This window comes from Pseudoflavonifractor phocaeensis (assembly GCF_016901955.1).
GTDB lineage: Bacteria > Bacillota > Clostridia > Oscillospirales > Oscillospiraceae > Flavonifractor > Flavonifractor phocaeensis_A.
The window spans coordinates 1-12,810 of sequence record NZ_JACJLC010000082.1 but is presented as its reverse complement, the minus strand read 5'-3'; the positions used below and the strand labels follow the sequence as shown (position 1 = coordinate 12,810).

At 52.8% G+C, this 12,810-nt stretch carries 12 protein-coding genes and 1 tRNA gene; 2 read left to right on the top strand and 11 right to left on the bottom strand.

Annotation, left to right across the window (positions count from 1 at the left end; genetic code table 11):
* Positions 1 to 273: 273 nt before the first annotated feature.
* The 10 genes from H6B51_RS14120 to H6B51_RS14075 all read right to left on the bottom strand — a co-directional run bounded on the left by H6B51_RS14120 (position 274) and on the right by H6B51_RS14075 (position 8,353).
* A tRNA-Ala gene (locus H6B51_RS14120) sits at positions 274 to 345 on the bottom strand.
* Between the two features lie 63 nt (positions 346 to 408).
* Positions 409 to 2,061 (bottom strand): recombinase family protein, encoded by a 1,653-nt coding sequence (locus tag H6B51_RS14115; protein WP_204884283.1) that lies wholly within the window; start codon positions 2,059 to 2,061, stop codon positions 409 to 411.
* Between the two features lie 146 nt (positions 2,062 to 2,207).
* Positions 2,208 to 2,399: a hypothetical protein gene (locus H6B51_RS14110; protein ID WP_204884282.1), complete on the bottom strand. Its 192-nt coding sequence runs from the start codon at positions 2,397 to 2,399 to the stop codon at positions 2,208 to 2,210.
* Positions 2,400 to 2,896: 497 nt separating this feature from the next.
* Complete coding sequence (locus H6B51_RS14105; RefSeq protein ID WP_204884281.1) at positions 2,897 to 3,145, bottom strand: helix-turn-helix domain-containing protein; 249 nt, start codon at positions 3,143 to 3,145, stop codon at positions 2,897 to 2,899.
* Positions 3,135 to 3,545 (bottom strand): RNA polymerase sigma factor, encoded by a 411-nt coding sequence (locus H6B51_RS14100; protein WP_204884280.1) that lies wholly within the window; start codon positions 3,543 to 3,545, stop codon positions 3,135 to 3,137. Before H6B51_RS14100 ends, H6B51_RS14105 begins: the two co-directional genes overlap by 11 nt.
* On the bottom strand, positions 3,542 to 3,823 hold the full coding sequence (locus H6B51_RS14095; RefSeq protein WP_204884279.1) for a hypothetical protein: 282 nt from the start codon (positions 3,821 to 3,823) through the stop codon (positions 3,542 to 3,544). The genes H6B51_RS14100 and H6B51_RS14095 overlap by 4 nt, the downstream gene beginning before the upstream one ends.
* A gap of 196 nt (positions 3,824 to 4,019) precedes the next feature.
* A complete protein-coding gene (locus H6B51_RS14090) occupies positions 4,020 to 4,724 on the bottom strand; it encodes a winged helix-turn-helix transcriptional regulator (RefSeq protein ID WP_204884278.1) in 705 nt (234 codons plus the stop codon).
* Positions 4,725 to 4,960: 236 nt separating this feature from the next.
* Entirely contained in the window at positions 4,961 to 6,943 is a 1,983-nt protein-coding gene (locus H6B51_RS14085; RefSeq protein WP_243421328.1) for a CotH kinase family protein, read from the bottom strand.
* A gap of 12 nt (positions 6,944 to 6,955) precedes the next feature.
* On the bottom strand, positions 6,956 to 7,627 hold the full coding sequence (locus H6B51_RS14080) for a DUF4956 domain-containing protein (RefSeq protein ID WP_204884277.1): 672 nt from the start codon (positions 7,625 to 7,627) through the stop codon (positions 6,956 to 6,958).
* Between the two features lie 33 nt (positions 7,628 to 7,660).
* Positions 7,661 to 8,353: a polyphosphate polymerase domain-containing protein gene (locus tag H6B51_RS14075; RefSeq protein ID WP_204884276.1), complete on the bottom strand. Its 693-nt coding sequence runs from the start codon at positions 8,351 to 8,353 to the stop codon at positions 7,661 to 7,663.
* A 215-nt stretch (positions 8,354 to 8,568) separates the two neighbouring features.
* On the opposite strand from H6B51_RS14075, the gene H6B51_RS14070 reads away from it, so the two are divergent.
* Positions 8,569 to 9,246 carry a response regulator transcription factor gene (locus H6B51_RS14070; RefSeq protein ID WP_204884275.1) on the top strand — a complete coding sequence of 226 codons (678 nt, stop codon included), beginning with the start codon at positions 8,569 to 8,571 and terminating at the stop codon, positions 9,244 to 9,246.
* Positions 9,240 to 10,463, top strand: coding sequence for a sensor histidine kinase (locus H6B51_RS14065; protein ID WP_204884274.1), 1,224 nt, complete (start codon positions 9,240 to 9,242; stop codon positions 10,461 to 10,463). Before H6B51_RS14070 ends, H6B51_RS14065 begins: the two co-directional genes overlap by 7 nt.
* 172 nt (positions 10,464 to 10,635) lie before the next feature.
* Here H6B51_RS14065 and H6B51_RS14060 read toward each other — a convergent pair whose 3' ends face one another.
* A complete protein-coding gene (locus H6B51_RS14060; protein WP_243421327.1) occupies positions 10,636 to 12,663 on the bottom strand; it encodes a C40 family peptidase in 2,028 nt (675 codons plus the stop codon).
* Positions 12,664 to 12,810 lie beyond the last annotated feature (147 nt).

The window sequence follows — 12,810 nt, the reverse complement described above, 5'->3', positions numbered from 1 at the left end:
CTCCTGATGTGAAGTCTTAAAAAACTGACTGTCAGCTTTTTGAGTTTTGGGATATTGTCTCACATTTTCGAGGGATACGGAAGGTGGGTGGTCGTTGAGCGCTTACGCTTTTCCACACAAATGTTCAGTTTCATTTTTCGGGATGATGGAGATAAGGGAAACAATCCGCTTATGAAACGCCGTTCAAGCGATCAGAGGGCTGAGGTATACCCCTGTTTCAATAAGATATAAACGAGAAAAAGGTCTGAAATCGTAAGATTTCAGACCTTTTTCTGGTGGAGATAAGCGGGATCGAACCGCTGACCTCTTGAATGCCATTCAAGCGCTCTCCCAAACCATACCGCCACGCAGTGCGCGGTTGTTGAGTTGTGTCGAAAATAATGCTATTGGCAAGTATCTCGTCACATCTCATGCTATGTTATCAAGCCCCTGCAAAAACTGCTCAACAGAAATCGTAAACTTGATTTTCAGCTTGTAGTCCCGGTAGACCTCTATCCGCTCAAAGAGTTGGGCGACTATCATCTTCCGAGTCTCCATACTGGCCGTGTCGTAGACATACGCCCACTCTACAAACTGATTGTACTGTGCGGACATTTCCTGCATGGCTAATGCGGTGTTCTCGGCCTCTTTCTGCGCGGCCTCCAGCGCCGTCTGCTGTTCGGCGTATTTGGCCTCCTGCTCTTTTATCATGCCGCCTAAAAGTTCCGGCGTAAAAGCACTGCTCCCATCAAGGGCTTTCATAATCTCGTTGCGCAGATTATGGAGGTCTTTTTCTGTTTTGGCCGTCTCGCGCTGTAATTTTCGGACGATGGCCTGCTTTTCGCTTATTTTCTTTTTCTGGCCTCGCCGCACGATTTCAGATTCCGAAAACTGCCCTACCTTGCGAAAAATCGTATGTACAACATCGTTTATCATCCCGTCAAGGATATGCGCCGTGTAGCCGGTTTGCCCGTCACAATTTTCATGCGTCCGGGTCTTGGTTTGGCAGGCATACCGCACCCGCACCGGGTCGGTGCCGTCTGCTCTTGGACGGCTCTTGCCGCTGGTGGTGAGGCACAACCGCGCTCCGCAGTGGCCGCAAAACACGTTGCCAGCAAGCAGTGAGTTTCCTCTTGTGTTCATCGGGATACGGGGCTTATCAGCAAAAGCAGTAGACCGCTGGTAGCAGATTTCTTGCGCCCGCATGAACGTGTCCTCGTCAATAATTTGCAGTTCCTTTATCAATGGAGAACGGCTATCACCGCTCCGCAGTACGCCCGTGTAGGTCAGGTTGCGGAGGATGCCGCGAATGGTGGCGGGGTGCCAGTTCTTACCGCTGCGGTTCTTCAGATTGATTTCCCGGAGATAGTTGGCTATCCGCTGGGGGCCGTAGCCTTCCACCACATACTTATCGTAAATCATCCGCACCACAGGTGCCTCGTCCTCGTTGATGGCGAGGTCATTCAGTTCCACGCCCTTTTTGTTCTTGCGGCCCAGTTTGACAAGTTTATATCCGTAGGGACAGATGCCGCCGGTAAAGTGGCCATCTTCCGTAATCTGATGCAGCCGGGTTGCAGTGCGGATAGAGGTCTTTTGACTCTCACCGTCGGCTTGCCAGAAACGGATGTAATTCATCAGCCGGTCAGTGTGGTTTTCAATCTTCTGCTCGCCCTCTTGGGTGCTCCATACACGGATGCCGTGATTGATAAGCCACTCTACGACAAAGGGGGTCTCATCCGCAATACGTCCAATTCGGTCAAACAAAAACACAAGAAGAATATCAAACTTCTTTTGCTTGGCAAGTTCCTTGACGCGCTGGATTTTGTCGCGGTTTTCGGCGCGTACCTTATGGCCGGAAACGCCCTCCTCCTGCAATTCATAGACGATATTCCAGCCCATGCTCTCGACAAACTCCCGGCAGGCTTTTTTCTGCAAAGGGATGTCCGGCTCGTTATTTTCATTGTAGTCCACTTGCTTGTCCGTGGAAACACGATACAGGCACAGCACACGGTTTGCCTCGTCCTTGGATAAGACGTTATAGGGAATTGTCGTATGGTTTGGGATAACGCTCGTTTGTAACATGATGATCCGTCCTCTCTGCGTTCTTCGCAATATGTGAGATGGCAGATCAACATATCCCTTGTTCACTTGTCAAGGTACACGCAAGCACGTTCTGCTTACATATATATTATCTCACACTCGCGGAATAGTGTCAAATTTTCGCACTTTCACGCAATATTTGTGTTATTTACGCCCTTTAAGTACGAATCCAAAAGGGCCTCTTTCAGTTGCGCTCCAATGGCCGTGTTTTTCTTGCTGGAGAACACGGCCAGCACTTCACGGCCCTGTACAAGCATACGCAGCGCGGGATTTCCCTCGCTGTCCTTTTCCAGACACGGATCAATAATGATTTCCTGCATCCGATAGCCTCCTGACTATGACAAAATCCGCGCCGGATTGACCGACGCGGATTTTATGGATTCACAGTTTGTTTTTCTGCGGCGTTTCGGACGGCAGGCGGCACCCTGCCTCATAGGTTCGTGCCTCCCTCCATGCTCATGGCGGGGCGCCCTACGCTGTGACGCATAGCCGACGCAAGTATCATTATGCCCTTATGCGAGTCCCGGCCCACAGCCTTGCCCTCGGCTGTTTCACGGCGCTGGTAGTGTTCGCTCCATTCCTCCGCGCTCTATCCCTCCTTTCCGCGTGGAATATCCCGGCGTACCCGCCGCAGGCTCGTCGCATACGGAATGTACCGAACAGCCCTATTCAGTTTTCGGCGGGGCGGGAATCCCCTTGGGCTTTTCAGCCCGTACCGGGGCGGCAGCTCTGCCGCCTCCGTACCGATTGAAAAGAAAGGTTGGCGGGAGTGGGTCTCACTCCCGCCGATTGAGGGGAAAAGAAAAGGGGGAGTTATTTACGCGGCAACATCGAAGTCGAGGATGCCGGTAATCAGCGCGGTTTCCAGACGGTTTTTCACGTCCTCGTCCACGGCCAGATACACGTTTCCGTACTCGTCGTAGAGGGTGCGCGTGGCAAGCCTTGCGATATATCCCTCAAAGTGCCGCAGGACGGCGCGGACGGCTGTGGGTTCGCCCTGAGAGGCGGCAACGATCACAGCATAGGGCAACAGGCGGTGGGCGTGTTTTGCGTTCTTATTGTTCATTCGTGACCTCCATCAATTCGCGTATGTAATCAAGGACAGCCTTGCGCTGGTATTGGACAGTGCTGCGCGGCAAGTGTAAAAGCTGGCCGATCTCATTGTCGGTCAGGCCAAAGCAGGAGGACAAAAGCAGAATATCCCGCTGCCGCTGTGTCAGCGCCTCCAATGCGAGGCACAGGGCGTCGCAGCGTATCTCGATTTCCCGTCCGCAGGCGGTAAAGATCTGCTTGTCCGATTCGTAGTCGTCGTAGCAGCACAGGCGGTTCAGTTCGGTTTCAGAGAGGCCGGAAAACGGGATCTCCCGGACGGCAAGCCGCTTGCGCTGCTTGTGGGCATTGGCCGCTGTCCGGCGCAGGATGGTTTTGCAATAGGCGTCAAAACTGTGTTCTTTGTGGTGGCTCATGGTCTTACCTCCGTTTTCGAGACGGTCTCTTGTCCTTTCATCCTTACTGCAACGGGAAAAGGCCATTTTGCCAAGTGTGCAGAAAAGTAGTGGTTATCCGGCAAAAGGTTATCCAAAGCGCTGCATTTCGCCTTTTCACGGGAAATGGCCGGAAATGTGGTATTCTCTTGAAAGCGGCAAAGAAATGTCGAACAGAAAAAGGCCGTCACCCCTCGGCTCAGGGTGACGGCCTTTCGCTGTTCTCGGCTCAGTTTTGACAATATGGGCAACGGTTTCATAAAATACCCTCCCGTTCATAGAATAAGGAGAGTATAGTTTATAAATCCTCGTTTTTCCCTACAAACTGCCTACATTCTCCCGCAGGAAAACGCAAGTTTCTAAAATACGTCTCAAATTGAGACGCATTTCGACGAAACCGGCAAAGAAAACCGGCAGCTCAAAAGAGATCCGCCGGTTGTGGAATTATGGCCTTTTCTATTTATAAGGCAAAAACCGATACCCGACGCCATGCACTGTCTCAATATAAACGGGGTGCTTTAGATCGTCTTTGAGTTTCTTCCGCAGTTCCGCAATCACTGCCGACACGTCCCGATTGTAGTGGCTTTCGGTCATCCAAACCGTTTCGCAGATTTTCTCCGGCGTCAGAACGATGCCGGGATTTTCCGCGAAGTAGAGCAGCAGCCGAAACTCCCGCCGCCGCAGGCGCACCTCGTTTCCGGCCAGCGTCAGCCGGTGCCGGATCGGGTCGATTACCAGCTCGCCGCGGTGCAGGACAGAGGCGTCCGGCTGGGAAATATCGTAGTGATTATACAGGGTATAGCGGCGCAGCAGCGCCAGCGCGTGCGCGCCGATGGCCTCTGGCGCTGACTTTGCGGAAAAGCACATATCCGCGCCGTCTTTGAGCATTTCCGTTCTCGTGTCCTCGTCCCACTCGTCGGCAAGCAGCATGATAGGGGTCGGACGGGACTTGCGCAGGGCGGCCAGTATCTTCAGCCATGTTTCTTTGTTCTCCTCCGGCAACGCCAGTATCAACAGATGGCAGGGCTTTTCTGCAAAGCGGCGCGCGCCCTCTTGGATGCTGGCCGTATATGCGGATGATATGCTCTCCTCCAAAAACAGCGTTTGCAGGCGTTCAAACAGTTGTAGGGAGATTCCCACCATGAGGACTTGATTCTCCATATTGCCGTTGTTCCTCCACTTGTCGAAATGCGTCTCAATTTGAGACACATTTCGGCGGGTCGCAAAAGCAAAAGAGGGAGGCTGCCGCCTCCCTCTCCCGCCAATGTCATATCTTATTGTACAATGCTTTCGCAGAACCGCATCAGCATGGCGGCCACCTGCGCGTGGGGCGCTGCCATGCGAGGCAAGGGGCGTATCGTTTGGTATCATTTGGAGAGGCCAAGTTTACTATCAGCTCATCGCCGCCTTGGCTTTCTTCGGTAGAACACAGCAAATAAAAATACGATGACTATAATGACCAAGCTTAATCCATATTGGATTAACGTTGTTATTGACGAAGAGCTTGCGTTTCCTGTGCCTGCATCTGTAAATCTGCCAAAAGGTGGAGCGGAATCCTCCCCAGTGCTCTCACCACTCCCCTGCGTCTCACCGCCGAACTGGGATGGGTCGAAATCTCCAAACTGCGAGGCGTCGAAATTCTCCGGCAGTTCACCTTGAAACTGTGAGGCATCAAAGCCGTCGGGCGAGTTTTCAGAAGATTCTGATGGCTCTGAGTTACCGTCCTCAGCCGATGCTGTAAGTTCGGCCTGGTTACCAATCGCATCCTGCTCACCGAAACTGAACCCGCCCCCGATGTCCATGCTGCCCATCACTTCCAGGTCTATGTGGGAGGCGTCTATGAGCGCGTCGGAACCGGACTGCTCCGTGGAAGTAGACGGTATCGTGCCGTCGAGCTGGCCGCTGATGGATTCGCCACGGAGCTTTACGACCTCATACAGCGTCTCCACCGCCTCGATGTACTCCTCGTAGGTGTAGAACGCGGTGGGATCTGCCTCTACCAGCTCATCAATCTGCCCGCGGACGCGGTTATAGAACTCCTCAAAGCCGCCGCCGTTTATATACTCCTCTATCAGTTGAGTCATATAGGCGTAATACTGCTCGTGGTAAGTTTCATTTTCCAGCAGCGTATCAAAAAAATTCGTACCGGAAAAGGCGTTATCAATGGCCTCGTTCACCACGCTGGTGGCGCTGCTGCCGCTCATACCACCGAGGGCAAGGTTGTAGTCCCAGGGGATGATGTTAAGCTGTCCACCGTACTCATAGAGGTAGTAATTGTGAGCCATCATCCCGGAAAGGCTGTCCTCGTTCACGGAGAAGATGTGAACGGCCATATAGCGGAGCAGATTGTCTATATCCATATAGGACGCAAGATCGGTGCCCTCGGAGATATTCTTCAAGGCAGTCACGACACGCTTGTGGTCGGAGTCCTTTGTTTTGGTAATTTCGCCTTCCCAAATCGTGGAGTAACTGTCCAGATCGTCGTCGGTGTAGTTGAGGTTGGCGCCGCCCCCGCCAAGCGAGAAGCCTCCGAAATCCATTCCTCCAAAATCCATATCTCCGAAGTCGAAACTGCCGCGGTCGGGGGGCTGCAATGAACCACTGCTGCCCTCCGGCGACCCGCTGGAAGAACCACTCTCAGGCGTTTCAAATCCTTCGGGCATCTCCTCTTGGAACTGCGAGAAGTCAAAGCCGCCGCTGGACATATTTGAGGGTGAGAAATCGCCCATGTCAAAACCGCCGATGTTCATACTGTCGGGCTTGTATAGCTCCCCGTCTTGTGTGCCGTAGTTACGCAGCATAAAGCTGTCCTCAACCGCCTCAATTGCCAAATATACGCCCCAGTACTCGCCGTTTACGGATATCTGGGCGTAGTTATACAGCGAGGCGTCCGCACCAAGGTACTGATACATGTCGTAAATCAGCGCCTCTTTCATGTTTGTTGCGTCGGCGTAGTTGTTGTTCAACACCAACTTATCCAGCCCGAAACATGTTTGCCCGTCCACATAGTGGTCGAACTCCAGCTTGAAACTGTACCTGTCCGTGGTGGGATCGGCGGCTATGGTAGTGAGGCTGGTGTTCCCCTTTGGGCGTATGCCTACGCCATAAAATGTCTCACCGTTGACTACCACATCGCAGCGATAATATTCCTCGGCAGTGGCGTTGTCCAGCATCTCGTTCCAGTCATCCTCGTCAATCACGATATTGATACTGATAATCTCGCTGGTGTCGAACAGAGCCGATTCGTACTCCATCGTCAGGCCCTTATCGCTGGTAGCAGATGTGAGTCGGTCAGATAATACCGCAGCAATCAGACAGAGGCATACGGCCAGCGCCATGATGGCTATTATAATTTTTGTTGTATGTTTATGTGCAACCATAGCCTTTCACCATCAGGACAGGTATTCCCCGTTGTAGCTGACCAGTGTGGCGTTTTCCACGCCAGGCAGACGGGAAATAAGATTGACAAAACCGGTAGATGCGTTCTTGGTACGCAGTTCTGCGGTAAGCTCGATACCCGAAGCATTGATCGTCTTGCTCTTGATGTTATAGTGCTGTGTCTCTTTGCCCAGCACATCAATCACTGCGGTTTCCGCATTTTCGTCTGCGCAGTTGAGAATGATGATATATGGGTTGCTGCGCACCTTGCGGTTGGCAAACAGGAGCAGGATGATTCCGATAATAGCGGAACCGATGACGGCCAGCGGAATCATGCCTGCGCCGATCACGATCCCCACCGCCAGCGACCAAAACAGGAACACAATCTCAACCGGCTCCTTAATGGCAGCGCGGAAGCGGACGATGCTCAGTGCGCCGACCATGCCGAGGGACAATACCACGTTTGAGGTGACGGCCATAATGACCAGCGTTGTCACGAGGGAAAGCCCTACAAGCGTCAGTGCAAAGCCCGTGGAGTACATGACGCCGGTGAGAGTTTTCTTGTAAATCACAAAAATGAACAGCCCGATGATAAGCGCGGAGGTTAGGCCGATTACCGTATCCAGCAGGGAAAATTCAGAAACGCTCTCAAGGAAGCTGGACTGAAAAATGTCATTGAAAGTCATAAATTCACTCTCCTAAAGTAGTAATAGTTGCTTTTATCCAAAGCGTCGGCAAACACCGTATTTTGAGAATGCCTGGCGTCGAAGCCCCTCAGTTTGCAACAGGCATGAGATGATTTCCGGTAGAAAAGCATCGTACTTGATCTCCAAAACCACATCGCCGGGTGAATCTGTTGCACATATATCGCGCTCGTTACCCAAGGTAAAGCCCCGGCTGAAAAGGCTGGTTCGGATTTGGGAATCAAAGGTCACTCGGACATTCCCCGGAGGGTAAACATACGGTTCGCGTATATAGTAAACCATTACCCTTGGCCGCAACTGTTGGTATTTGAGCTTACAGTACAATTCCCGCACCAGGTCTAACGGATGGAATCTCATCCACTCCGTTTCCCCGGAGATGAGTGCGCGGCATTCGTTCTCACCAAGCTGTGCATCCAGTTTCATACAGAGGTCGTTATATTTCACTTTCTTCTCCAGCGTGATAAACGAGAGGTCATCGTTGTAATAGCGTATTCGGAATTTTTCGCGTTTCTGCACACCATATATCTTTTCTCGCAACGCCTTATCGTCCGCATTGTCAAAATAGATGCTGCGGACAGTGTAATACCCGTCCCCGCCTACATGTACATCGTGCCGCATCAAAGAGGATAGACGCTGGCGCAGCGCATGGTAATCTGCTGCGGTGATCGGGTATTTCAGCTCGTGCCGGTATGTTCCCGGTAGTTTCATGCAATTTCTCATCCCTTTCGGCTGTCAAGACTTTACAAAGATTTAACCTTGGCATCCCAAAATGTACTTGAAAAACTCTGTAAACATTTTTTGAACGACAGAGACGTAAATTTCTTTCCTATTGGAGCGACTTATCACAAGTGTAGATTTATGATATAATTTCAAGCACATTTTAAGTCGCTGTGAGAATATGAATTTAGATGGGAGGGATTGTTATGCGGATATTGCTTGCCGAGGATGAGGTAAGTATTGCGCGGGCGCTGAAACTCATGCTGGAGAAAAATCAATATACTGTTGACATGGTACATAACGGCGCTGAGGCGCTTGACTTTATCGGATCGGTGCCTTACGACGCACTGGTGCTGGACATCATGATGCCGAAAATGAATGGCATAGAGGTGCTTACTGCTGTCCGGAAAATGGGTATAAAGACGCCGGCGCTTTTTCTCACAGCAAAGGGAGAGGTAGAGGATCGAGTAGCCGGGCTTGACGCAGGAGCAGACGATTATCTGCCCAAACCCTTTGCCACGAGCGAGTTTCTTGCTCGTGTACGAGCGCTCGTGCGCAGAAGCACTGCTTATGTGCCTGCGGCACTGAGTTTCGGCAGTGTGGAACTTGACTGCAACCAGTATATTCTCAAAACTTCCAGCGGTGAGTTGCGCCTGAACAACAAGGAGTATCAACTCATGGAGCTTTTCATGCGCAATCCGCGTCAAGTATTCTCCACCACGCTCCTGATGGACAAAGTGTGGGAACTTGGATCTGAGTCAGAGGTAGATGTTGTATGGACATATATCGGCTTTCTTAGGAGAAAGCTGAAACAACTGAACGCCGATATTGAGATAAAAACTATCCGGGGCGCTGGATATACGCTGGAGAGCCTGCAATGCTGAAAAAAATGCGCTGGAGATTTATCGGTGCCGCAATGATAGCCTTTACGGCTGTTGTGCTGACACTGCTGGGTTGTGTGAACATCTGGAACTATTGGAACATCACTACCCAACTCGATAATACTCTAACGATACTTTATGAGGTAGGTGAAAGCGAATTTAACCTTGTGTTCCAAGAGGGCGCACCACCGCGCGGCAGTAGTTTTCCTTTCACTGGAGAGACACCGTATATGATACGGTTTTTTTCTGTTTGCTATGGCGAAAGCGGCGAACTGTTGAACATCAATCAAGACTATATTGCCTCTGTTTCTGAGGATGAAGCTCTGAGCTTTACTGGCCATGTGCTGGAGGCCGGAAAAGAACGAGGTTTTTATGGTGGCTACCGCTATCTGATGAAAACGTCAGACGGTGAAACAACCGTTATCTTTCTCAATGCAGAGCGTGAGTTGTACGCCGTGAGGGATTTGCTTATCAATACACTGCTGATTGCTGCCATCTGCCTCGTGGTTGTGTTCTTCCTTGTTCTGTTTCTGGCTAAGCGCGCGGTTGCGCCGTATATGCGTAATCTTGAGATGCAAAAGCAATTCATTACAAACGCCGGTCACGAACTGAAAACCCCTCTGACAGCCATATCTACCAGTGCAGACGTACTGGCCATGGAACATGCGGATGATGAGTGGGTACAGAATATACAGATTCAGTCTGGTAGGCTATCCAAGTTGATAGCAAATCTGATCACCCTTTCGCGTTTGGACGAGGAGCGCCCCGCGCTGGAAAAGAGCGAATTTTCACTCAACGATGCCCTGTGGGAAACAGCGGATTCTTTCATGCCGCTGATCCGGGCAAGGGGCAAGACCTATTCCCAGAGCATAGAGGACAGCTTGACCGTCACCAGTAACTGCGCTGCTGTGCAGCAGATGGTGAGCATTCTGTTGGACAATGCTGTAAAGTACTCGCCGCCTGGCGCAGAGATCAGCCTTAAAGCATTTCGCAAAGGGCGCAGAATAGTCATAGAGATATTGAATACTTGCCGAGAACTTGACCGCTCGGAACTTAAGCACCTTTTTGACCGTTTCTACCGTGTTGACAAATCACATTCAGAAACAGCCAGTGGCAGCGGAATTGGTCTATCAATAGCTAAGGCCACTGCCGAAACATTAGGTGGAAAAATTCGTGTGGAAATGTCTGGCGACATCATATGTTTTCAAATTACGCTCTAAAAGACGACGATATCTACCGATACCTAAAAGCAGCAATTTCATCACGGCTGTGTTGGTTCACAGGTTAATATATTTGAAAGATTAGCACCGAGCAGAATGATGCACAGTCCGTCCAGACACAGAGAAAAAGCCCGGAGGCCCCCAGTTTTGGAGACCTCCGGGCTGCCTGCATTTAATCTGAGAAATATACCGGCCTGCCGATGGAGGTAAAGCCCTCTAAGCCGGTAATGACTACATTGTTGTAGCCGCTGGCACAGTGGATGATGATAAGGTTTCCGTTTTCATCCCTGCCGCCGACAATGCCGACGTGGGAATCCTCCGGGTAAAATACAAGGTCGCCGGGCAGCGCATCGTCCCACGAGATGGCGGTGCAGTAGCGGTGCTGGCTGGCCGCGCCCCCGCCGTGGCCGATGATGTACTCGCCGCCGCTGGCGTTGTAGAAAACCCAATCGACGTATCCTGAGCAGTCGAGGCCGAATGGACGGTAGGTGCCGGTCGTGGAGCTGCCGTCTGCCGTTACCTGCATGGTGGCTCCCCAGCGGGAGTCCCAGCCAAGGACGAGGCTCTTGCCGCCCCAGAAGTAGTTGACCTTGCCCACCAGCTGGCAGGCGGTCTCGATGATGGCGCGCCGCTCCGGTGACAGATCCTCCGGCAGCGCGTCCAGCAGCGCCTTGGCATCCACGTTGGTAATACTCAGATCGCCGGTGAGCGTGGACAAGCTGGCGCGGTCAGCAAGCAGTTCGGTCAGGGCGTCGTTTTGATAGTCGGTAAAGGCATAGACCGTCCGCATCTCCTCCGCGGTCTTGGCCGCTATGGTAATATGCAGGACGGTCTCTGTGCTGCTATCGTCTGTGCCGTCGTCCGGGTCGCTGTCAGCGTGCTCGATGGTCTCCACCTCCGTGGTGATGGAGACCATGTCCCAGAACACGGTTTTCAACAGTTCCACACGCTCGGCGTCCATCGTGGCCACATCCACGCCCTCGTCTGTTCCGGCGGTCTTGCAGGCGAACACGGCCAAAACCTCCGTCCAGTCCGGCGTCGCGCCCTCAATTACGATGCTGTCATAGTCGCCCGCCTGCAATTCCTCCAGTCTGGCGTTGTAGTCCATGTTGACCTGCGCGATGGCCTCGGCCACGGAAACCGTGTCCGGCCCGTTGCGGTCAGCGGCAAAGAAGATGCCAAAGGGCGACGAGGCAATCGCAGCAATCGCGCCGATAAACAACAGCACCACCAAAAGGATGCCCCCGCCGCCAGCGGCCAGCACAGCACCAATGCCCTTGGCAAGCGAGGCAACTGCCGTTTTCCCGGCGCGGACAATGGCAGTTCCCGCTTTTTTAGAGACCTGCCCGGTCTTTTGCGCCGTGGCCTTTGCCGCCTTTTTCGCGGCAAACTGCCTGCCCTGCTGCTCGATATGGCGGCGGGCCTGCTTGGCTGCGCCAGACGATAGACGTGTGCGGGCAGTCCTTGCCCGTGGGGATTTGATACCGCTTGCCGGTTTGCTGACTGGCGGCTTGGCAGCTTGTCCCTTGATGCTTACGGCTGCCCCGCGCTCCTTAATGGCCGGGCCGGTAGTGCGGCGGGTCTTGATACTGGTGTCCCGTCTGCGCTCCTTGATGGCCTGCGCCTTGCCGCGTGCCTCCGGCGCGGCGCTCTTTTCTGAAACAGGGAGTGGTGCGCCGCTGCTGCTGGCCGGTGAGCTGGATGCGGTAAGTTCCTGCTCCAGCCGCTTTTTCTCCCGCTTTGCCTCTATCGCTTTCTCTTTCCATAACTCACGCTGCGGCTCCGCTATCTCCCCGGTGCGTCCGGTGTCCCGTGTTCTTTCGGTGCTACGGGGTCTTTCATCTGCCGGTCTGTGTACTGCCGGCTGTTCTTCAGCTTGACGGGCTGCGCGGTGCAGCTTTCGCTTTTCGGCCTGTTTCCGGCGAAAGCGGTCAAGCCCGGCCTTGGCAGCGTCGCCAGTTGTGCGGATGCCCGTGTAGGCGCCATGCTCTATCTGCTCTGCGGCATGGGCGCCGGGGTTTGGATGATTCACGCCATCCTGTACATCTGCCTGCCTGTCCGGTAGCTGTTCACGGCCTTTCTCCCGCAGCTTGCGCACCGCGTTGGCTTTCATGCCCTCGCTGACCTCTCGCGGGGAACGGGCCTTTTTGTCTCTGCTCTTTATCTGTGCCGACTTCGGCTTTTCCTTGATGTCCGGCAAATATCCACCTCCTTGCAGATGTCGAAATGCGTCTCAAATTGGAGCTGTTGACAAAGTACTCTTTAAAAATCTGTATTGGAAAATTGACAAGAAAAAAGACGCCCACTGGCGTCATTTCATGGCCCATATCATCCGTTTCAAGTTCAA